Source organism: Paenibacillus sp. M2 (assembly GCF_046713495.1).
GTDB lineage: Bacteria > Bacillota > Bacilli > Paenibacillales > Paenibacillaceae > Paenibacillus > Paenibacillus amylolyticus_B.
This window is the reverse complement of sequence record NZ_CP169648.1, coordinates 6932683-6955540: the sequence shown is the minus strand read 5'-3', so window position 1 is coordinate 6955540 and position 22858 is coordinate 6932683. Positions and strand designations below refer to the sequence as shown.

17 protein-coding genes are annotated in these 22858 nt (G+C 51.5%); 11 read left to right on the top strand and 6 right to left on the bottom strand.

All coding sequences use genetic code 11. The features are described from left to right. Nucleotides 1-2 precede the first annotated feature (2 nt). From ACETMN_RS31605 to ACETMN_RS31595, 3 genes are all read left to right on the top strand, one after another. Nucleotides 3-797 (top strand): ABC transporter ATP-binding protein, encoded by a 795-nt coding sequence (locus ACETMN_RS31605; protein ID WP_036606660.1) that lies wholly within the window; start codon nt 3-5, stop codon nt 795-797. 174 nt (nt 798-971) lie between these two features. Next, entirely contained in the window at nt 972-2150 is a 1179-nt protein-coding gene (locus ACETMN_RS31600) for a winged helix-turn-helix domain-containing protein (RefSeq protein WP_105600315.1), read from the top strand. A 69-nt stretch (nt 2151-2219) separates the two neighbouring features. After that, nucleotides 2220-3566 carry an MFS transporter gene (locus tag ACETMN_RS31595; RefSeq protein ID WP_411735536.1) on the top strand — a complete coding sequence of 449 codons (1347 nt, stop codon included), beginning with the start codon at nt 2220-2222 and terminating at the stop codon, nt 3564-3566. Between the two features lie 121 nt (nt 3567-3687). On the opposite strand, the gene ACETMN_RS31590 is transcribed toward ACETMN_RS31595, so the two are convergent. Together ACETMN_RS31590 and ACETMN_RS31585 are read right to left on the bottom strand one after the other, a co-directional pair. Further along, complete coding sequence (locus ACETMN_RS31590; RefSeq protein WP_091012614.1) at nt 3688-4269, bottom strand: hypothetical protein; 582 nt, start codon at nt 4267-4269, stop codon at nt 3688-3690. Between the two features lie 30 nt (nt 4270-4299). Next, entirely contained in the window at nt 4300-4833 is a 534-nt protein-coding gene (locus tag ACETMN_RS31585; RefSeq protein ID WP_091012615.1) for a hypothetical protein, read from the bottom strand. Between the two features lie 199 nt (nt 4834-5032). On the opposite strand from ACETMN_RS31585, the gene ACETMN_RS31580 reads away from it, so the two are divergent. The 5 genes from ACETMN_RS31580 (at nt 5033) to ACETMN_RS31560 (ending at nt 13283) form a co-directional block, all read left to right on the top strand. Then, nucleotides 5033-5530 (top strand): DUF6385 domain-containing protein, encoded by a 498-nt coding sequence (locus ACETMN_RS31580; protein WP_091012617.1) that lies wholly within the window; start codon nt 5033-5035, stop codon nt 5528-5530. A gap of 45 nt (nt 5531-5575) precedes the next feature. Next, nucleotides 5576-6856 (top strand): DUF6385 domain-containing protein, encoded by a 1281-nt coding sequence (locus tag ACETMN_RS31575; protein ID WP_411735535.1) that lies wholly within the window; start codon nt 5576-5578, stop codon nt 6854-6856. Between the two features lie 77 nt (nt 6857-6933). After that, nucleotides 6934-9216 carry a glycosyltransferase gene (locus ACETMN_RS31570; protein ID WP_411735534.1) on the top strand — a complete coding sequence of 761 codons (2283 nt, stop codon included), beginning with the start codon at nt 6934-6936 and terminating at the stop codon, nt 9214-9216. Beyond that, on the top strand, nt 9173-11167 hold the full coding sequence (locus ACETMN_RS31565; protein ID WP_411735533.1) for a glycosyltransferase: 1995 nt from the start codon (nt 9173-9175) through the stop codon (nt 11165-11167). Before ACETMN_RS31570 ends, ACETMN_RS31565 begins: the two co-directional genes overlap by 44 nt. Nucleotides 11168-11249: 82 nt before the next feature. Continuing rightward, the gene (locus ACETMN_RS31560; RefSeq protein ID WP_091012621.1) at nt 11250-13283 is read left to right on the top strand and encodes a glycosyltransferase family 2 protein; all 2034 of its coding nucleotides are present in this window, start codon (nt 11250-11252) and stop codon (nt 13281-13283) included. Between the two features lie 280 nt (nt 13284-13563). Here ACETMN_RS31560 and ACETMN_RS31555 read toward each other — a convergent pair whose 3' ends face one another. From ACETMN_RS31555 to ACETMN_RS31540, 4 genes are read right to left on the bottom strand one after another with little or no spacing between them, the layout of a single operon-like run. Next, nucleotides 13564-14235 carry a class I SAM-dependent methyltransferase gene (locus ACETMN_RS31555; protein WP_091012623.1) on the bottom strand — a complete coding sequence of 224 codons (672 nt, stop codon included), beginning with the start codon at nt 14233-14235 and terminating at the stop codon, nt 13564-13566. Beyond that, complete coding sequence (locus tag ACETMN_RS31550; RefSeq protein ID WP_411735532.1) at nt 14232-15770, bottom strand: glycosyltransferase; 1539 nt, start codon at nt 15768-15770, stop codon at nt 14232-14234. The genes ACETMN_RS31555 and ACETMN_RS31550 overlap by 4 nt, the downstream gene beginning before the upstream one ends. Before the next feature lies 1 nt (nt 15771). Then, complete coding sequence (locus ACETMN_RS31545) at nt 15772-16764, bottom strand: glycosyltransferase (RefSeq protein WP_091012624.1); 993 nt, start codon at nt 16762-16764, stop codon at nt 15772-15774. After that, nucleotides 16764-18056, bottom strand: coding sequence for a tetratricopeptide repeat protein (locus ACETMN_RS31540; RefSeq protein WP_091012626.1), 1293 nt, complete (start codon nt 18054-18056; stop codon nt 16764-16766). The genes ACETMN_RS31545 and ACETMN_RS31540 overlap by 1 nt, the downstream gene beginning before the upstream one ends. A 467-nt stretch (nt 18057-18523) precedes the next feature. Between ACETMN_RS31540 and ACETMN_RS31535 the strand changes: the two genes are divergently transcribed. From ACETMN_RS31535 to cydD, 3 genes are read left to right on the top strand one after another with little or no spacing between them, the layout of a single operon-like run. Further along, entirely contained in the window at nt 18524-19939 is a 1416-nt protein-coding gene (locus tag ACETMN_RS31535; protein WP_091012627.1) for a cytochrome ubiquinol oxidase subunit I, read from the top strand. Then, the gene (gene cydB / locus ACETMN_RS31530; protein ID WP_256974918.1) at nt 19884-20939 is read left to right on the top strand and encodes a cytochrome d ubiquinol oxidase subunit II; all 1056 of its coding nucleotides are present in this window, start codon (nt 19884-19886) and stop codon (nt 20937-20939) included. The genes ACETMN_RS31535 and cydB overlap by 56 nt, the downstream gene beginning before the upstream one ends. Nucleotide 20940: 1 nt before the next feature. Next, a complete protein-coding gene (gene cydD, locus ACETMN_RS31525; RefSeq protein ID WP_091012631.1) occupies nt 20941-22857 on the top strand; it encodes a thiol reductant ABC exporter subunit CydD in 1917 nt (638 codons plus the stop codon). The last annotated feature ends 1 nt before the right edge of the window (nt 22858 follow it).

The window sequence follows — 22858 nt, the reverse complement described above, 5'->3', positions numbered from 1 at the left end:
GCATGCTGGAGATTACGCAAGTAACCAAGCTGTTCAACCCAGGCACAACGGACGAGAAGACCGCGCTGGTTGGCGTGAATCTGACGATGAATCCGGGAGATTTTGTGACGGTGATTGGCAGTAACGGGGCCGGGAAATCCACGCTGATGAACATCATTTCGGGTGTGATGAAGCCGGATATGGGCGATGTACTAATCAATGACCGCTCCATTAAAAACCTGCCGGAGCATAAGCGTAGCAGCTGGATTGGCCGGGTGTTTCAGGACCCAATGGCAGGAACAGCACCACATATGTCCATTGAAGAAAATATGGCAATGGCATACAAACGTGGCAAAGGACGCGGACTGGGCTTCGGAGTTACCCGTGCCAGACGTGAGATTTTTAACACGCAATTGGAGAAGCTGGGAATCGGACTGGAAAAGCGGCCTAACGCGAAAGTCGGTCTCTTGTCAGGTGGGGAGCGGCAGGCACTTAGTCTATTGATGGCGACCTTTACCCAACCGCAGATTCTACTGCTGGATGAGCATACGGCTGCACTTGACCCTTCACGTGCTGAACTGATAACGGAACTAACGGAGACACTTGTGCGTGAGATGAGACTGACTACATTGATGGTGACGCACAATATGGAGCAGGCCATTCGTCTGGGTAACCGTCTGATCATGATGGACAAAGGCCGAATTATTCTGGATGTCAGCGAAGAGCGCAAGCGTACGTTGACTGTCCCTGAGTTGCTTGGTGAATTCGAGCGGATTAGCGGCAAAAAAATGGCGGATGATCGTGTCGTGCTGGGTTAAGGCAAGGTAATACCATATACGTAGCGTCTACAATCTAGCTATCTATAAGATAGACGATAAAAACCTTTTGCGTTCTCGCAAAGGGTTTTTATGGTATGTTGAACACGTTGAAAAAATGGAATGAATCTATACGATTTCGGATTAGCGAATTATACATAGTAGGGGGAACCAGGCATGTCTTTGCAATTGGATGAAGGGACATATACGGTAACACGGCGAACGGAATCCATTCGTCTACTCGCCAAGGAATTTGCACTGCTGCATTTTCTGTATGAAAACAAGGAAAAAGCCTTCACCCGCAGCCAACTGCTGGATCGGGTATGGCCACTGGAATATCCGGTTGAACGCACCGTGGACGATCATATCTATCGCCTGCGCAAGAAGCTGAAACGCTGGGATGAGATCCGTCTGGATACAGTACGGGGCTACGGATATCGGCTTGCTGTGCATGAGAACAAGTCCGCTCTACCCGCTAGCCCTTCTGCTCAGGACCCAGAAATGCAGGAAGTCATTCACGGATTACTTCGTAAATATCACTTGTTTGGGCAGGGAAATGCCATACAGACCCTGGTTCAACAGCAGGAAGCACTCGGCATTCAGATCGCCCCTTATTATCAGTTGTATATCCGTTTTATACAGGGAGATCTGGAATGGCTGATTACAACAAAGGAAATTCCCTTTGAGGAGCGACTATACTGGCTACTAATTTTCGTGCACCCCCTGATCGAGCCGGCGGATAGTATTCAGTTGTATGAACAGGCGCTGAATTCATCGGCATTGTCTGCCGATCAGCTTCGCGAACTCCGCATTCTGAACATCATTGAAGTCTATGTAGAGGTGGGCCAATATCAACGGGCCAAAGCACAACTGGAGGAAACGTATCGTGTAATAGAGACTGACGAGCTAAAGAATTTCAGACTGCCTGTGGCACTTGCAGCGTTGTATGTGGAACTGTGGGGTGGTAGCGGTGAAGCTGTTGAGGCCCAGATGGCAGTTCTGCGGTCAGGATTAAAGGATGAACCCTATCTGCGAGAGATCGGACGTTTTCAGGTGATGGAAGGATTATGGTTACTTCGGCAGGGACGGATTCGTGAGGCAGAGTTAAGAATGGATGACGGTCTGGATGTATTGAAAATGTCGCTGAACGCACCGCTATATCTGAATGCTGCATATCAGATTCTCCTATTCCTGGGTCATCATCGAATTGAAGGCAGACTTCGGAGTAAGTATCGACAAGTGTATGCTGAGATCGGCAAAAGTTACGGTGTTCCCGCATATGGACAGCAAATTGTAGATGAAATACGCAACTTTTTATCCCCTATCCCCCCATCCTCTGATCTTCCTCTGATATAACTTCTTTATGATTACAGCCAAGGAACATACAGATCGCTAACGGCTGTAATCAAGGGAGGAAGTACATGTATGACCGTCATTTCAACTGAATCCACATCCAATGAATCCACCGAATCGCCCGCCTCATCTGCACAATCTTCCAAAAGCTTATGGACTAACCTCCGGTTTGTCCGCATGTTTATTGCATACTCGCTAGCTACGTTTGGAGATTGGTTCGATGCACTTGCCATACAGGTGATGGTGGCCTACCGCTGGGGTGCTGATCCGCTGATTATTGCACTTATTCCTGTATGTATGGCTGTCCCGGGTATACTGCTTGGCTCCTTTGCAGGTGCTCTGGCTGATCGACTGCACAAAGTGAAAATCATGATTTTGTGTGATGTAATCACCGTGGGATTAACCGTTGCTATTTTATTCGCACCAAGCCCGGCATGGTTGCTTCCACTGCTCGCTCTGCGTGCCATGATGGGAGTGTTCCACGTTCCCGCCCAACAGGCGCTAACCCGCCAGGTGGTGGCAGAGGAGCATCTGTTTCAGGCATCGTCCCTAAATGGTTTTGTGAGCCAATGTTCGAAGGTCGCAGGGCCACTTCTGGGAGCCGTCATACTAGCCTTTTTTTCACCACAGATCTGTATATTAATCAATGCTTGTACCCGCCTGTTGTCGGGCGCAGTGTTATGGCCCTTGCGACGATTGATGGAGAAGCCGGAGCCTGTGGAACCAGACGGAAGTACTGCTGATGCAAAGGTTATCTCGGAATCGTTGTTTACCCAGTGGCAGCAAGGCTGGCGTTTTATACAGAGCAGTCGCACCGTGCTGAGTACGATTCTGTTCGGCTGTTTTGGACTCATGGCCATTCTCATGATTGATTATCAGTTTACGACCCTGTTTCGGGAGATCAAGCCAGGTAATGAATCACTGCTCGGCTGGTTGGGGTCGTCGGCAGGAGCCGGGGCAGTCGTCATCATTTTGTTGTTAAATCGCTTGCCGAGAATTGGGTATGGGTGGGGGCTAGGTGGAGGATATCTGTTCATCGGGGCCGGAATTGCTGCATTAGGGTGGAGTAGCCCACAAACACCTGAAAATTGGGTCTTAATCTGGGGGTTATGCATTGGGGTAGGCAATGGGCTCTTTATGGTAACACTGAATTATTTGCTGCAAAAGGAAACCCCTCCTGCCTATGTAGGGCGCGTCTTTGGCATTCAAAATTCACTATCCAGTGTTGTACTGGTCGTAGCTCCACTTGCAGGTGGAGCGCTCATTCGAGTTGCGGGTCCGAGCCCCACCTTTCAATATATCGGTCTCGCTACGCTGGCGATTGGTCTTGCTGGCATACTGCTGCAACGAATCTTGTGGGAGGGAAAGCAGCCTCTCGTGTCTGAAGCAAAAGAGACCATCCCGCAGGAAACGGTCTGACAGACTCGTCCGGTTAATATTTGTTAACTTCAATGCATCTACAATATAACGAACAGCCGCTTTCGGTACTCATCCGAAGGCGGCTGTTTGCACATTGCATAGTTAAGCACGATTAAGCGAATCACACTTCCCACCAAGCGAAATAAGCAGTAGAGGCCAGCAGTCCACCAACCGAAAGTGATCCGCTGACAGAGAGGTTAATGGCTTGACCTGGAGGAACCACATAACGGCCAAATTCATTGGATAGAAACGGTCCCGCTTGAAGGGGCATAGCCATCAATGGGGTTGCTCCTGAAGGTGCAGCAGAAGAGAATCGTACGATGGCTGCACTGGTATTGCTGCTGGAAAGATTGCTGTTTACCGATGTTAGTGTGTTGGGCGATGACAGTGTTCCATTAGCGCTCAGACTCATGGAACCGCTGAAGGAAGATAACAGATTAAGTGAGACCGTAATTCCACCAGAGAGCCGCGATACGTATAGGGTTTTCCCGCTCCCTACAGGATTGGCCAATTGTACGGTGGCGATAACCGTTCCTCCCAGCAACCCCAGTGTTGTAGAGTTGGTGGAACCTGCATTGTACAGATTGCCTGTACTGCCAGCATTATTCTCCGGAGGAGCAACAATGCCGGGAGAAATATATGTGTTCGTGTTGGACGTATAGACGGGCAGATTTAATGGATTAAATACATTGTTGTTCGGCACAGTGTGCACCTCCTTTTATCAGAATCATGTTCAGAATTCCCACCAGAAGAGATTAATGGCTGCCGTCTGACTGCCAGTTCCTAAACTGATGGATAGTGATTGTCCCGGTGGAACAAGAATGGAACCGTTTAAATTCAAAGAGTACATTCCAGCAGTGAGAGGTATGCTGAGCAAGCTTGTGAAAGTCCCCCCAAGCGTTCCGGTATTTTGCCGGGTGGTAACGATGCTGGTGTTGGCGTTACCAAGCAACGTATTAACGGGTACAGGTGTAGTTCCTACGGTTACAGTGCCGCCGGAATAAACGACCAGAGTAGCTGCAGCAGTTGTACCTCCCGAAAGGCTGGCAATACGTACTGTTCTGCCACTTCCAGTTGCATTCAGGATCTGAAGAAGAAGATTTTGACTGGCAGGAATCGCTATATTATTGGTCGTCAGGGCAAAAAAACTGCCTGCCGCAGCCGCACCGGTATCTACTGAAGCTTCAATACCCGGGGCTGCATAAGTGTTGGTCATTTGAGTGAACAGGGGCCCATTAGACTGGTTGAATACATTAGAGTTTGTCATCTTGTCCCCCCCTCTGAATAGATGGAAATGGTCTGGCGATACTATTTGTTTCGCATGTCCTCATTACTTGCATTGTATGTAAGAACAAGAGAAAGCGTTTGGGAACGGACTGCAAATTCCAAAATAACGGCAGATGCCGTGCCCGTAAATCCGATCCGGGCATACGATGCGTAAGCACATTTTTTAAGGGGAAATCGAGATGAGTCGAACAGCAAAGCAAAGCAAGAAGAGAACGAAGCAACCAACTAAATATGTCAGTCGCCGCCGTTCCCGTCATTCCTGCCGCGCTAAATTGCTGAAACCCCCTTGTTCCCGGATTACTCGTCCCCGGTTCAAGCAGGGTGCTTCCTCACGTACGAAACTCCCTGGTGCTATTCATTGTTTTACAGAGCATACGTATGTCGGAGCCGAAACCAGTAGCAGTATGGATTCACTCCCGGCACAAGACACCTCATCACTCAGCATGTATACCTATGGCGTTGTGAATCGGGGAAAACATCCGGCTCTTGTACAGATCCAGATCAGCCCAAATGCCGTGGATTATGCTGTGGACAGCCAGGAGGTGGTCGCGGGAGGCCAGACCAAAGCGCTGGTACCATTGCGATTTTTACACTATACCCGGCTTGCAATTCGATCCGTTGAACCGGATCAACCGACCCGGCTCGACGTTTACTTTCAGGCACAACGTATGCCGTAAGGGAGTATGATCTCACAGATTTGACCAGGGAGGAGGACGAGGCACATGCCTAACTTTACGACGTTTAATACGAATCCGGATAATCTAAGAACGTTGATTTTCGGCCAGGATAGTACAGGGACAGCCCAGCCTGTCAGAACCGATACGAGCGGGAATGTGGTTGGCATTATTTTGGACGGGACCATTAGTAATATCTCAGGTCTGACTACCGTTACAATTAACGCAGGAACCATTACCAACATTCTGAACGGAACGATTACGAGTGTACTTGGAGCGACGATCACGGCGGGAACGATCACTAGTGTGCTCGGCGCAACCGTAACAGCCGGAACACTAACGAACTTGCTGAATGGTACAATCACAAGTGTATTGGGAGCGACGATCACGGCGGGAACGATCACTAGTGTGCTCGGCGCAACCGTAACAGCCGGAACACTAACGAACTTGCTGAATGGTACGATTACGAGTGTATTGGGAGCAACGATTACCGCAGGAACGATCACGAGTGTGCTCGGAGCCACGGTGACCGCAGGAACGCTGACCAACTTGCTGAATGGTACAATCACAAGTGTATTGGGAGCGACGATTACCGCAGGAACGATCACGAGTGTGCTCGGAGCCACGGTGACCGCAGGAACACTGACCAACTTGCTGAATGGTACAATCACAAGTGTATTGGGAGCGACGATTACCGCCGGAACGATCACCAGTGTGCTTGGAGCAACGATTACAGCGGGTACCATCACAGGTATACTCGGAGCGACAATTACAGCCGGAACACTGACGAACCTGCTGAATGGTACGATCACGAGTGTATTGGGAGCAACGATTACCGCAGGAACACTGACAAACTTATTGAACGGAACCATCACAAGCGTACTTGGCGCAACCGTGACTGCAGGGACGTTGACAAACCTGCTGAATGGTACAATCACCAGCGTGCTAGGTGCTACAATTACCGCGGGAACACTTAGCAGTGTGACGTCCATTTCACAGAAGAGTTTTCAGGAGTCCCAACTCATAAGCACCCCGACCGCAAACACCTTCACAGCGCTCCCAGCGGTTACGACCAGTGTATTTGGCACGTATTCTTTCTTTGTATATAACCGGGGGCCGGGTGTAAACCGGGTAGATGCTCTTGTTGAGATCAGCGCCAACGGAACGAACTGGTACACGGATGTAACGACGGTAACAGGCATTTTGTCCGGGTCAGTCGATGTATTGGTTCCGCAGCGTTTTCTCAAATACACGCGTCTTTCCTACCGCTCCAGCCTAATCGGTGCACCAAGCACGATTGATGTGTTCTTCAATGGACAAGGCACATAACCCATTTATTTGTCATATAGGTACATGGAGTTCCTTTGATGGACTTCATGTATTTTTTTGTATTGGAGGTGTTTGCATTGAAGAACCGTTTACTTGGAATCCATATGATTGTGCAAAATGAAGAACATCACCTGCCCCGCTGTCTCGACAGCTTGAAGCATATCAGCACGGAATGTTTTATTACCGATACCGGCTCATCTGACCGTACACCCGAGATCGCCAGAACGTACGGAGCAACGGTGTTGCACGCCTGTTGGCAAGATGACTTTGCCCATGCACGAAATATCAGTCTGCCTCTGGCGAGCACGGAATGGGTCCTGTGTTTGGATGCGGATGAATACGTTACGCAGGGATTGGAAGAACTGCTGAATTTTTTACCTAAAGTCCATAAAAGCATTTCGAGATTACGTATCACCATAGAGAATCGATACGGTGAAGAGGTAGAAGAGAACGTTATCTCTCAGCCAGTGAGACTGTTCCGTGCTCATCAGGGATATCGATACAAGGGGCGTATTCATGAGCAATTGGTTCGTAGTGGCCCAAGCGAGCTTGTCCAGGAAGAGGCTGGTGATATGGATAAGAGCGAGACCTTTACAGGTGAGGAACATATGTTGATCGAAACAGAACCGCTTGCTCCACTATGTCTGGTTCATGATGGATATCTGGCCTCAACGATTTCGAAGGAACATAAACCAAGACGTAATTTAAAGCTGATTGAGCGGGAACTCGCAGATGAGCCTGCACAGCCTTTTCACCTGTACAATCTGGGAGTAACGTATTGCCAGCTTGGTCAGATCGAACAGGCAATTGAAGTGTTCCGTGAATCATTACACCTGACAGAGTTGCTCGCGCCATATCGACCAACACTGGTTAGAGATTATGCAAAGACCCTTGTGGGATCAGAACATTACGACGAGGCGCATGCAATTCTGGCTTTGGAAAGACAGCGTTATCCATCTTATGCTGATCTGCACCTGCTGTATGGGGAGACGTTGGAGCAGCAAGGTTTGGAGGAGCGTGCATATCAATCGTATGCGCGAGCAACGGACTGCTGGGAGAGAACGAACCGTGTTGGACAGAGTGATGGCGGTAGCATGTTAGACGCGTCATATGTAACGGAAGCGGGTTCTAACAGTTACAGAGCCTATACTGCCATGGCAAGACTTGCACAGAAACGGGGATTCCTGAATGAGTCTGCACATCTGTACGGGCTGGCTCTGAACAGTATGTTCACATATGCTCCGGCATGGGCCGGGTTGGCAGACGTGCTGCAACAATCCGGTGAAACCGATGAGAACATAGCAGAAACATTACTTTCCAGAAGTAGCGGAATCGGAGAGTTAGATCAAGGTGATTTGATTCGTGGTAAAATGCCCCATTCATATGCAATGACAAATGAGGATCATCTGTTGCAAGTGATTTATGTTCTAACAGGCTGTGGAGCATATGAGCAGGCATTGAAAATGCTGGATACAGATGCGCGTACTGCTCGTATCCATGTTGTGGATCGAATACATTGGATGTTATGTGCGAATAGGGTTTCCGAAGCACTGCAACTGGCAGAAGAACACTGGAGCGTGGGGTGTGTAAATGAAGTCAATCTGCTGGCTGAGCACAGAATGGATTGGGCACTGGCTTGTTGGACCAACGGATTACCATTATCCGAGGCGTTCCTCGCAACTACGCTTCCACAAGAAAAGAACGTTTGGAAGGTCATGGATCGACTGCTGAATCAGTTAACCAAGGAGCCGCGAAGCATGAAACTTGCTTCACATGAACAAAAGCTTATGCAATGGGGTCCGCATTCAGAGATGGTAGCAGAAAAGGTTGTGCGGCAAGCCATAAAGACAGGACAGCTTACACTTGCTGAGCAACTGCATGAGTTGCGGGCCATGATGATGTGTGACCATTGGGGAACGGCTATAACTTTACGACGGGAGTTTGCAAGTCTGCTGTATCGTCAGGGGTATACCATGGTAGCCGCGAACATCCTGATTCAGTGCATGACCGAGAGTGAACTGGATGCCGAAGGTTTATTCTGGCTGGGTGAAACGCTGTATGCCAAAGGTCACAATGATCAAGCGCTCTCTCTGTTCGAGCAGGCTCTGGAGCGGGAGCCTGATATGTGGCAGGCCCGAGCTGGAGTAGCTGTATGTTACATGCGATTGGCAATGGAGGCGATTCAGCAGGAATTGGTACGATCTCCGTCTTCAGGGGTACTCGCTGCACAATATACCGCATTGGAACAAAGGCTGCGAACGACGGAAGGCATCCCATGGCGTACGCTTTTCCATGCAAAGGAAAGGAGGAATCAGCTTGCGAGCGGAACGAATTTCCCTATGCATGATCGTGAAGGATGAGGAAGAGTTACTGCCTCATTGTCTTGCCAGTGTCCAGGGAGCGGTGGAGGAAATGATTGTAGTGGACACCGGTTCATCGGATCGCAGCGCGGAAATTGCGCAGCAATATGGAGCGGTGGTTGTGCGATTTGAGTGGTGCGAAGATTTTGCCGCAGCACGGAATGCTGGCCTGGAGCAGGCTTCCGGCGACTGGATTCTTTTTCTTGATGCGGACGAGGTGCTCGATAGGGCTGCGCGGGAGCAGATCAGGAGCTGGACGTCGGTCAGCGGATGTGACGGATTGTTTTTAAACATTCATAACTATACAGGTACGGGTCAGCAGGGGGTTACCGTGAATCCGGTTTTGCGTCTCTTCCGTAATGCCCCGGAGCATCGGTTCGAAGGTCGGATTCATGAGCAGATTGCGGCGGCGATTTGCCGTAGGAATCCAGAGGCGGCTTTTCATGTGACGGACATGGTCATCCATCATTATGGGTATCAGACGGCGATTGTGGAGCGCAAAGATAAGGTGAACCGTAATGTTCGCCTGCTGCAACAGGCAGTGCAGGAAGAACCGGATCAGCCATTCCATCACTATAATCTGGGTGTCGAGTATCTGCGTGTGGGGGAAGCGGAGCGGGCTTTGGAGACGTTTGGTGTGGCTCGGATGGGGATTGATCCTGCGGTGACCAGTTACGCGCATTTGCTGTTCAAATATGAAGTTCGTTGTCTCCAGCACCTGAATCGCTGGCAGGAGGCATTGGATCGCATTGATGCTGCGCTTGAACTCTTTCCAGAGTACACGGATCTGATGCACCATCGCGGGGTATGTGCAGACGCATTGGGTGATGCAGATCGGGCAGAATATTCGCTGCGTGAAGCTGTCCGTATGGGACCACCTCCACCCATATATCATACGGAAGAAGGCATCGGCACCTATCAGACGTGGTATATGTTAGGACGATTACTGGAAGGAAGGGCAGATCTGGAGGGTGCGGTGGATGCTTACGTGGAAGCGGTACGTGCCAAATCGAGTCTGTTACCGCCGCTCTATCGGATATTCCGAATTATGCGAGTCTCCGGGCAGGAACATCAGATTCCTGAGCTGGTGAGGGAGCGCTTTGCAATCGGTTCGGAAGAGGCTACACACAAAGTATTGGGCATTTTGGAGCAAAGTCGTTGTTATGAAGCGGCTCTGCAATTGTTACCGAGTGTATCCTCACAACCCTCCGCAGAGATGAGGGAGCGTTTATCTGTGGCGGAGGCGATGCTCCAAATCCAACAGGGAAGATGGAACAAGGCTCGTCTGAAACTGGAACCTGTGCAGCGCAAAAAAGGGTTGCTCGCAACTTCATCTGCCCGGTGGCTCGAACGTTTGGAGTGGATCGAGGGGAAGGAAGTCAACGGAGATGATCCATTGACGTTGTGGTTGAAGCGTAGTTCTCAGGGAGGTGCAGCAGTAACTGATGATGAGGAATCTACTGTGCAGACAGGGCGAACGGTGGGTCTGAGAGTAACAACGAAGAAGGACAGGGGCTCCAGCATAGACGGAACGGTTGCAGGAACAGAGTATGATGGCTGGCAGACCCTTGGACTGATGATGGAGGGATGTGTACAGTCAGGGAGATGGAAAGAGCTGCATGGCCTGATTCAGATGTGTCGACACCAATTGGCGGGAGCAGGATTATCGGCGGGAGAGAGCGTTCGAGTGGGAGAGAAGGAGAAAGAGGAAGGGAAGAGAAGCGAGAAGGATAAGGATATGGATAGGGAAAAAGGAGAAGATATGGGAGCATTCCCTGGATCTTTGGATACGCTGGTGGGAACCAGTTGGTTGGTGAAAGGATTGGTTAGTGCTGCGGATCATCATCTGGAGGTGTTCGCTCAGCATGCAGCTGGACAGAGGCACCGTTGTTGGCCTGTCGTTCAGCATATTCGGCTGGAGTTGCCGGGAGCGGACGGGTTTGAGATCTGAGAGGGGATCAGGCAGGTCCGGGAGTTCAACTTAATTCAGCGGGCTAATGGGTGGGGCTGAACTCCGTTGGTGAGGGGTGGTGATGAATATGGGCATAGGGATTAGCTTGTGTATGATCGTGAAGGATGAAGCCGGATCACTTCAGCGGTGCTTGAATGCAGTCAGGAATGTTGTGGATGAGATCATCATCGTGGATACCGGATCGGTAGATGATACAACTGAAATTGCGCGTCTCCATGGGGCCATTGTAATTCGTACGGAATGGAACGGAGATTTCAGTGAAGCCCGTAATCTGTCGCTGGCCGCTGCTACGAAACCGTGGATTCTGGTGCTTGATGCAGATGAGGTATGGGTACAGACTCCGCAGATGAAGGAAGAACTCGTGCAGTTGATAGCGACAAGCAGGGACGACGTATGGGGGTACTGGATACAAGTCACAAGTCTGCTGGGTGTGTCCGGTGAAGAACGTGTGACGGATGCGGTATGTCGATTGTTCCGGAATGATCCCCGAATTGCCTTTCATGGCAGAATTCATGAAGAGATTGCTTCTTCCATCATGGCACTGGCTCCGCAAGGTGTGCTTCATTCTGGACTTGAGGTCATTCATTACGGATATCTGGAGCAGGCGATTACCGCCAAACATAAAGGTGCACGCAACATGCAGTTGATACGTTCCGCGTTGAATCAGGAGGTAGATCAACCGGAGTTGTTGTATGCTCTGGCTGCCGAATGGTTTCAGCAAGCGAAGTATGATGAAGCACTCCGGTTGTTGCAGCCATTATTGGCACAACTTATGCCGGAGTGTGGATATCACTCGGATTTGGTGCTGAAAACGGCTTACGCCTGGCGAGAGATTGGTAGTCCGGAACGGGCAATTGCTGTAGTGGAAGCATGGGCGCCCGTGTATGAGGATTTTCCGGATTTGTTGGAGCTTGGTGCTGTACTCGAACTGGATCAAGGGAGAGAGGATGTGGCCTTAGACTGGTTAAATCAGGCTAAATCAGCTGCCTCCACAGCCAGCAGGTATACATCAGTCTCTGGTGCCGGGACCTATCGCAGCCTGACGCTGGAAGGCATGGCATATGAGCGGGCTGGCCGCTGGGCAGAGGCAGAAGCCGCGTACATAGCGGCGCTGGGTATACAACCCGGCAGCTTGCCTGCATGGCAGCGGTTGTTGTTGCTGGCCGCAGCCACAGGGCGGCCGCATTCCATCGCCAGCGTTGCCGCTCGGGTAAGCTTGCCGCCTGCGGCATGGCAAGCGCTGATCCCGGCCGCGCTTGCAGCGCATCGGCCGGAGTGGCTGCTGCGCCATGCGGCGGCGCTTGCTGCCCCGTTGCGTGCACAGCCGCTAGCCGCCGGGCTTGCGCTCGCCCAGCTGGGCGAGGACGCCGCGGCCCGGGCGGCTTTGCAGCCCTGGGCGGCGCATGCGCAGCACGGGCCAGAGGCGGCCCTGGCGCTGTGGGCGCTGGGCCACAAGCAGCCCGGCAGGCGCAGCGCCCGAGGGGCGGCTCGCCAGCGGGCTGTGCTGCCCGCAGCGGCCCACGCCGCCGAGGCGCTGCTGCAGCGCGGGGCCAGGGCTCGCAGCAGCATGGCGTCTAGCCCGCCCGGCGATGCAACGCCCGGCGGCTCGGCCGGGCCTGTGCCTGGCGGCGTGCTCGCCGCTGCGCAAGCGCTCGCCGGCGTAGGCGCCTGGGCCGCATGGCTGCGCATGCTGCAAGCCCTGCCGCCCCGCGGCGCGCTGGCGTTGCTCGCAGCGCTTCCGCCTGCGGCACGCTGCGGGCTGCTGCGCGCACCCGCGAGCGTCCGCGAAGGGCTGCTTGCGCTATGCGGCACGCCTGACGGCGCGCAGCAGCCCCACGCGGACGCGGTGCCCACCCCGGAGCGCGTCGCTCACGCACTCCTTGCGGGCACGCTCGCGTTGCTCGCCGGGCGGCAGAACCTGGCACGTGAATGGGCCGAATCGGCCCAACTCACTGCCCGGCAACCTGCCGCCACAGGTCGCCCGGCAACTGCAATCCCGCCGGGCCTGCAAACCCTGCTGCGCCTGACAGCACCCGGCGCAGCCTCTGCTGATGAATACACCAACCAGTGCAACATGTTACTGGTACACCTATAATTTCCTTTAATCTTTAATCTTTAATCTTTAATCTTTAATCTTTAATCTTTAATCTTTAATCTTTAATCACTAATCTCTGATTCCTAGTCCCCAACCTCCAACCCCCCTGTACATCCCCACATATTCCCGCAATAGACCATCCGATTGAAATTGCAAAAGCAACGGAGCTACCGGTAATCGGAGCATTGCCCGAACCGTGCATGGTTCCGTTGCTAATGGGTGAAGCCCTCAAGCCCTCAATTTTCCACTCTGCACTTAAATCAGCGTAACCCAATTCGTCTCAACCTTTGCATATCACCGCTCGAAAACAGCGGATCGGCGTGCCGTACATGTCAGACCAGATGGCATCGTCCGGCTCTACCACATTCAGCTTATCTTCAATGGTTAATCCGGTGACAGCCATGATTGTCTCCAGCAGATCAGGCCGCATCTCGGGTACATCGAAAGTAGCGATCAACTGTCCGTTTGGCTTCAGCACCCGAGCGAATTCACGAAACGCCCGCAGCATCGTGCCCGTATCCAGATGCTCCAGTACAGAGATACAGAACACCCGATCAAACTTACCCGACTCATACGGAAGCTGGGCCAGATTAGCCTTTGCGCGCTGCAATCGGACGAGAGTTGATTCCGGCAGATCATGGGCGGCCTGCTCGCCAAAATCAGAAACAATATCCAGTCTTATCGCCTCTTCAGACAAAATGCGTTCATCCCAATCGCAGGCGTGAACCTCACGGCAGTGTTCGGCAAGCCAGAATTTGAACGGATGGGAGATGCCGCAGGCTGCATCAAGGACCACATCGTCTGGACGTGCAAACCGCCGGGCCCATTCATATTCGTAGGGACGGCTCCACCATGCCGGATGCAGGGGGAAGACCAATGTGTCCGTTTTAGGGTCACTTTGCCTAATGTATCTTGATTCCATGAATTCCGGTGCCTTGGGCGTATCCATCATCCCCGAATTCCCTCCTTTAATCCTGTCTCTGCCATAAATGATTCCAACACCGTGCTCCACCGGCTCCGCCACCTGGCAAGATCATAGGACAGTGCAGTCTCGCGCGCATAGATTCCCAGTCGTTCTCGCTCGGCCCGATCCTGTACGAGACGAACCAGAGCAGCGGTTAGTTCCTGCTCGCCGGGAGGTACCAGTAGCCCATTAAAACCATCCTGAATGAGATCATTCAATCCGCCGACATTGGAGGCAATTACCGGGAGTCCACAGCTCATCGCTTCCAGACAGGCATAGGAGGTACCCTCCGAGAATATTGTTGGAATTACGGCGATATCTGCCTGATGGTAGGCCTCCCGAATATCCCTGAAATCATACGTGCGCTGGTTAATTCGCCCCGCATGTGGATGAGTACGATGCCAGTAACGAAAGACTCTCCCGACCGTACTGCCTTCGACCAATTCCCCGGCAAATTCAACCTCCAGATCTGGAAAGGCTCCGAGTAGTTTATCCGCCGCCAGCATCATTGGAATAATACCCCGTTCCATGCTGATGCGACGCGGATATATGATGCGAATTGGGCGGGGAGAGGTCATCCGGGCATCTACAGTTTTCTTTTCAACCTGTCCCTGAATGGGACCATTAACCTGATATTCAGCATCTGCTTCTGCTAGAACATCTGTAGCCCAATCCGTTGCATTTCGGAGGTTACGAGCAACCCTATACGTTTCGCCATTTACCTCGGCTGTTTCCAGTTTTGATAATTCCAAATGGAGATCTACCGCTCCCTTCTCCTCTCGTTCTTGATCGTCTGTATCCCCACCTCCATCTCCGTTAGCCTTCGCACTGTACGCTCCATCACCACTTGGTCCAGCCTGGCTTTCCTCAGCTTTCATCCCTGATATAACTGCACCAACATTTTCTCCATGACTCGCCAGATCATTCTTCCATGCGACAAGCCATTCGTCTTCCTGTTTCTGCTCGAAGGTCCGTGTTGGCGGGGCTGGTGTGAAATAGGACGTATCCACTGCGTTTGGAATCAGGACAACCTGTCTTGGATCGGTATAGGTGCACGCAGCCCGGCAAAAGGTCTGAAAATGAGAATCCACGGATACAATGCGCACGAGTCCATCCAGAGCCAGTTGAATATGTTCCGCGACTTGTTGTTTGGTCTCCAGTGGCAGTCCGGGACGATCCCAGTTAATGCCGTGACAGATGCCAAGACTGCCGGGTTTGTAGGTGATGGGTTGCCACAGACAGCTGGCATAGATCACTGGGCCGCGCGCTGCGGCTGCCATCCGGTCAAAGGCTTCCGGTACATTATCCATGTCATACGAATAACCAAATACGTCAATCTGCTCCGTCCGAGTCTGGAATGCTTCAAAATAGGACAGTTGATGAACTTCGGGAATATGCCCGAGTCCACGGATGACACTGCACAGTTCCAGAATATAGCGTTCCAGTCCACCACCAAATACACGACCGAATTCCCGGTTGTACCCGTCGGTGAAACTATGTGTCAGAATACTCACCACGCCCATCTCACGGTCCCTCCTTCCAGGGAATCAGCCGAGGTTCCGGATCGAGAATAGACTCGTAATGTGCAAGATTGCCCCACTCACCGCTGGGATCAATGCGCTTGTAACGCAAATATTTACGAACCCGGTCCTCCAGACTGCCTGCCCATCCGAGATGCTGAACCTTCAATTCCGTGCTGACCCCAGGCAATACCGTGCAGGACAAGGGAAGGCGGGGAACATGATGATTCTGTTGTGGATAGAAATAAGGATATCCAGGCATATATCGTACAAGTGAAGCGGTATGCCGTTTGTGCAGAGACCAGAGATCATCTTCCCGGTAGTGGGTCCGGCCACCCCACATGTCGTAGAAACGGAATGCAAACCAGTCCGCATACTCCTGATTAATCAGCGTGCGGATGGCTTTCTTGGCTTCTGAGCTGTACAGCTCATCCGCATCAACTGAGAGCAACCAGTCGGGACATGTTCCCGCAGCCGCTTGCCACAAAGTGTTGCGAAGACGCCATTCCTCAGCGAACAGCGGTTTCTCCAGTACTTCCAGACGGACCACCTTAGGGTAGGATTTACATATATCCGGTGTTCCGTCTGTGCTGGCATCGTCCACAATGACGATCTCATCCACGAACTCACTCAGATCATGCAATACTTCTTCCAGGTATCGGCCACGTTCATTGCGAACCTGGAGCATGGCGGTGAGCTTGTTACCTTTGCTTTTGCGAACCCGACGAATGGAGAAGGGTTCTTTGAATACACTCGTTTCCTCTTGTGATACAGCAGCATTCTGTTCTGCCTGACCTTGTGAATCATTCCAGTGATGCACTTGGCTTCGGATGTCCTGCGTTGGTTGTACATGATCCGGGGGATGATCTCCACTTTCCAATGCGTCTGTATGTGTTCGATCGACTATTTCGGTTGGCGTGTAAGTAGTTTCGGTTCGGATATTCCTGTGCACCATCGGTCCATTCAACTGTTGCCTGCGCTTCTTCGGGTCCAGCATCATGGCACCTCCCCAAGCAATTGCTGTACGGCATGATCCAACAGCTCCAGCTCGACAATCCGGGCCAGCGCATCTTCATCCTCCAGTGCTGTCTCAAGGAAATGTCGGACTGCCCCGTGTCGTTCCCCTCGCAGTGCCAGCGCACTGCCGGATAATTGCTGATAGTCCCGGCGACTGGCATCATCCTGAATATCGACTGCATGCACCAGCGCCAGTGCCTCTTCCACGCGTCCAGTCTCCTGGTAGATGCGGAATTTCCAATGTCTCGCGGTTTCTCCGCCAAGTTCGTCAAGGATACGCAGGGCATTTCCGTAATCATCGTTCATACGCAGTACTTCCGCTCGTACAAGTTGATCTTCTCCCGCCTCAAGCCAGCGACATAACTGTTCATAATGATGCCGTTCTTGTTCATCGGCTGCACTAATTCCATACACCCGCAGGGCGTCCTCCAACTGTCCGGCCCGGGCATGAATGGCAGACAGGAATCTATAGTGGGAGACTACACAGTCACCGCGACCATTCAATACCGCATGGGAGAATGCCTCTTGAAGTGAATTGATAGACCGCGGATCTTCAAGCAAGTACTCATAGGCTGCCAGCAAAAAGGATATCGTCTCATGTGCACCTGCTTTGGCTCGGAGCTGTCGGTAGAAGTCGGCACGTACACTGCATTGAAGCAGGGTGACGCTATCCGGAGTGCCTGACAGGATCTGCCGCAGCGCATGCAGGAAGAACAGTTCGTAGTCCCGGAGAGGGACTTCGAGATCATCTTTTTGCATCGTACCTGCAGGTGCAGGGTCTTCACCGCCCAGCCAGATGGCACGTACGCCTTGGAAAAGCAGCTTCATATAACGTGTTTCGGAGGATGTGCCGACCAGATCGGCGATGCCGACCAGTTTGGAAATACTGCTCTCCCATAGCGGAGATTCTGCTTCGTTTCCAGCAGGCTCAGGGAGCAGGGCAATACATAGCTCAGGCTCCAGCGAAGCCGTAGCTATTAGCCAGTAGGGATGGGCGACTACGGCTACGGTGCGAGGTTTCAGCAATAGCTGCTCGGCTTCAGGGAGGGAGATGACGGTAATGGCTGGAGGTACATCTTCTGTTTGCGTCAGGCTGCTGACGTAGTAGACCTCTCCCTCGATCGACAGCAGTGCAGCAATATCGGGATAGGGAAAGGATGACCAGCCCCCTTTGCGGGGGAAGAGAACATATCGGACCGGGGACTGTGTTGTACTGGCCTTATTCAGGCTGACTTCGGAGTCTTCACCTGGTAATGGCGCAGGTTTTTCCATGAATCGTTCACCTCACCTTGACTGTAATATGGCGCGTCATTCGTTCTGCATGTACTTCATGCTTTCACTTCATATGTAAAGCCCTCACGGTACTTCGCATGATATGCCTGAGACTAACATATGGGCATTCCGTCCCAAACATGAGTATCTTCCATGAATAGATGAAGTAGGCAAGCCATTATAGAGCTTCCCTAAGCTCCAATCCTCCATTTTGGCTTCATTCCACGTTCTCGATACTGAAAAAAAGATATTTGAATTCGCACTACAATAGGCTGATTTTTATCTTTTGTGTGACCAGGATCACTTTTTTTTGCTCTGGAGACGGAGATTGTGATAATTATCACATGTATAAAATAGGGAATCTGGCACAATACGTTCATCAACGTATTTGGCGGACAGACAGCGAAGGTGCAGCTTCAATGCCAGATACGCATACTGCGAAGTGAACAGAAAGAAGGGGTAACGGTATGGATCCGATTATGTTATCGCGTATCCAATATGCACTTACAACGATTTTCCATTTCTTTTTTGTCCCGCTATCCATCGGTCTTGTACTGTTGGTTGCAATCATGGAGACGTTGTACGTTGTTAAGGGTAAGGAAATCTACAAAACGATGGCGAAGTTCTGGGGCAAGCTGTTCCTGATTAACTTTGCCGTCGGGGTAGTCACAGGTATTTTGCAAGAGTTTCAGTTCGGTATGAACTGGTCCGAGTACTCCCGATTTGTCGGGGACGTGTTCGGTGCGCCACTGGCTATTGAAGCGCTACTGGCGTTTTTTATGGAGTCTACATTTATTGGTTTGTGGATATTTGGATGGGATCGTTTGTCCAAAAAAGTGCACCTGGCCTGCATCTGGCTGGTGTTTGTCGGCACATTCCTGTCCGCGCTGTGGATTCTGGCAGCCAATTCATTTATGCAGCATCCGGTCGGGTTTGAGATTAACAACGGCCGAGCCGAGATGAATGATTTCTTTGCACTCATCACGAATGGTCAGTTGCTCGTCGAGTTCCCACATACGATTTTTGGGGCATTGATGACAGGGGCCTTTGTTGTAACCGGGATCAGTGCCTACAAATTAATGAAGAAGCAGGATGTGGAGATCTTCCGCAAATCGTTTAATATCGCGATCATTATCGCTCTTGTTTCTTCATTTGGTGTAGCTTTCTCTGGACACTTCCAGGCTCAATATCTCGTGGAGACACAGCCGATGAAGATGGCAGCCAGTGAAGGCACATGGACAACGACAGAAGATCCGGCACCATGGACGGTGGTCGCTTTTATCGATCCGGATAAACAGGAGAGTACGGGTGAGATCAAAATCCCTGGATTGCTCAGTTACCTGTCCTACAGCAAGTTCTCCGGTAGTGTCAAAGGCATGAAGGAACTGAATGCTGAGTATCAGCAGACGTATGGACCGGGGGACTACATCCCGCCGGTACGGACAACGTTCTGGAGTTTCCGTATTATGATCGCAGCGGGTGGTTTGATGATTGTGCTGGCTCTGTACGGTACGTTTCTGGCTGTGCGCAAGAAGCTGGAGGTCGCTGGAAAGTGGTTTATGCGTCTGATGGTATTTGCCATCTCCCTGCCGTTTATCGCCAATACATCAGGTTGGATCATGACCGAGGTTGGAAGACAGCCATGGACGGTATTTGGTTATATGACCACCGAGGCCGGGGTCTCACCGAACGTATCCGCAGGAATGATCCTGTTCTCCACGATTGCGTTCACAGCCGCGTATACGGTTCTTGGTATCGTGATGGTATACCTGTTCGTACGTGAGATCAAGGCAGGACCATTTGCGGTCGATAAGCCGGAAGATCACGATGAATCGGCCGATCCGTTCGGCGTGGATGGAGGTTATTCCGTTGTCACTAAGTGAGTTGTGGTTTTTGCTGATTGCCGTATTGTTTGTTGGTTTCTTCTTTTTGGAAGGTTTTGATTTTGGTGTGGGGATGTCTACAGGCATTATTGCCAAAACGGATCGTGAACGCCGGACCCTGATCAACTCGATTGGTCCGTTCTGGGATGGTAACGAAGTATGGCTGATTACAGCAGGGGGCGCAATGTTTGCTGCCTTCCCGCACTGGTATGCCACGATGTTCAGTGGTTTCTACCTGCCGCTTGTGGTCGTGTTACTCGGCTTGATTGGTCGCGGGGTTGCCTTCGAATTCCGCAGTAAAATGAAACAGCAGCGCTGGCGCAAAACATGGGATATCATCATTGTGGTATCCAGCGCTCTCCTGCCTTTCCTGTTCGGCGTAGTCTTTGCCACGTTCATGAAGGGTCTGCCCATTGATGGGGAGATGCAGTTGCGTGCAGGATTCCTCGATATTGTTAATCCGTACACCGTGATTGGTGGCTTGAGCGTAACGCTGTTGTGTCTCGTTCATGGATTGCTGTTTGCATCACTACGAACAGTTGGTGATCTAAGAGAGCGTGCCTTGAAGACAGCACAAAAATTGATGCTGCCGCTGGCTGCACTACTCGCTGTTTACGCGTTAATGACGTATTTCATGACGGATGTGTTCGCCGTACGGGGCTGGGCTCTTTGGATCATGGTTGTACTTGGCGCAGTCGCGCTTGCACTTGCGGCATACTTTGTTCGTCAGAAGCGTGAAGGCTGGGCTTTTGGTATGACTGGAGCAGTGATTGCAATTGCCTTTGCCTCGGTCTTTATTGGACTGTTCCCAAGAGTGATGGTGAGTTCCTTTGGAGCGGCATATGACCTGACTGTATACAACGCCGCATCCGGTGCGTATTCATTGAAAGTAATGACCATTGTAGCTTGCACATTGCTGCCGTTTGTTCTTGGCTATCAGATCTGGAGTTATTATATCTTCCGCAAACGTCTGAACGAGCAGCACCACCTGGAGTACTGATATGGGACGGGGGCTGCTGAAGCTGCCGGGCATCCGGCCAGTACTCGCGCTGGCATCAGCGCTGGTACTGTTACAGGCGATGACGATCATTATGCAAGCCAAATGGCTGGCACAGGCCATCACGGCATTGTTTGAAGGTTCATCCATAACGGAGCAGTACCCGGTACTGCTGTTGTTCCTGGCTGCTTTTGCCGCCCGCTACGCCCTATCCTTCTGGTTACAACTTGTGACTTCACGATATGCGGATAAGACAGGGACTGATCTGCGCAGACAGATGGTGGAGCAGTGGTTCAAACTTGGGCCGCGTTATGCCAAGACCGAGGGCACAGGGCATCTGGTTACACTGGCACGTGAGGGAACCGCTCAATACAAGACGTATCTCGAACTATTCATTCCTCGCATGCTGGGCATAGGATTCACACCCATCGTCATTTTGCTGTATGTGTTCAAGCTGGATATGATGTCCGGGGTTATTCTGATGCTGACACTACCAATCCTGATCGTGTTCATGATTCTGATTGGCCTCGCAGCTCAGCGGAAGATAGACGGACAATTCCGATCCTACAAAGCACTCGCTAACCATTTTGTTGATACCTTGCGTGGGCTGGAGACGCTAAAAACATTGGGACAGAGCAAAACACATGAAGGCTCCATTCGGCGGGTCAGTCAGCGGTATCGGAAGGCGACGATGTCCACCCTGCGTATGGCCTTCCTTTCTTCATTTGCACTCGATTTCTTCACCATGCTGTCCGTTGCTTCGGTGGCGGTTGGTCTGGGATTACGTCTGACGGAAGGGCATATGCTGCTTGGCCCTGCGTTGGCGGTACTGATTCTGGCACCCGAATATTTCCTGCCTGTACGTATGCTCGGCGCTGATTATCATGCCACATTGGACGGTAAGGAAGCCGGAGCGGCCATTAATCAGGTGATTGAACGGGGGAAAGCTGCTGAACGGAAACAGAAAGAAGCTTATGCAAACGTTGTTGCGCACGCGGACATGGCAGAGGATGGGACGGGACATGCATCATCGTTATCTTGGGGTAAAAGGAAAGCGGGCATTTCGACCATACGTGTCGTGTTGAACGATAAAACGGCTGCGGGACATCTTGCTCCTGATCCTGCTTCTGTTTCTACTATTCCTGAGCTTGTTTCTTCCGCTTCCTCAGTGTTCTCCTGGAATGAGAATAGCAGATTGGCTCTAACCGATGTACAGGTACGACATGATGATGAAGGTCCTTATTCGCTAAAGGATGTCACATTTCAGATCACAGGTCTTGGAAAAATCGGTATTATCGGTGCCAGCGGAGCAGGCAAGTCCACATTAATCGATGTATTGGCTGGTTTCCAGTTACCTACTTCGGGTCAAGTACTGGCTAACGGACAGCCGGTTACACCGGATATGCTCGAATCTTGGCGAAGACAGACGGCAGCTATCCCGCAGCATCCGTATATCTTTAGTGGAAGCCTGGCCGATAACGTTCGTTTCTACATGCCAGAGGCTTCGGATGCGGAGGTGGCCAAGGCCATTAGCGCAGCTGGATTAACCAAGCTGCTGTTCTCATTATCCGGTGGGCTACATGAGCTCATTGGGGCTGGTGGCAGACAGCTCAGTGGGGGGCAGGAGCAACGGGTGGCACTGGCAAGAGCTTTGCTTAGTCAACGAAACATCCTGTTGCTCGATGAACCGACAGCTCATCTGGATGTAGAGACAGAGTATGAACTGAAACAGACCATGCTGCCACTGTTTGAAGGCAAACTTGTATTTTTGGCTACCCATCGTCTGCATTGGATGCCGCATATGGATCGAATTATTGTCATGGACGGTGGCACAGTGGCAGAGACGGGAACACATCAGGAATTGCTGGCACGACAAGGTGTATATTATCAGATGATTCAGGCTCAGATGGAGGCGATATAAA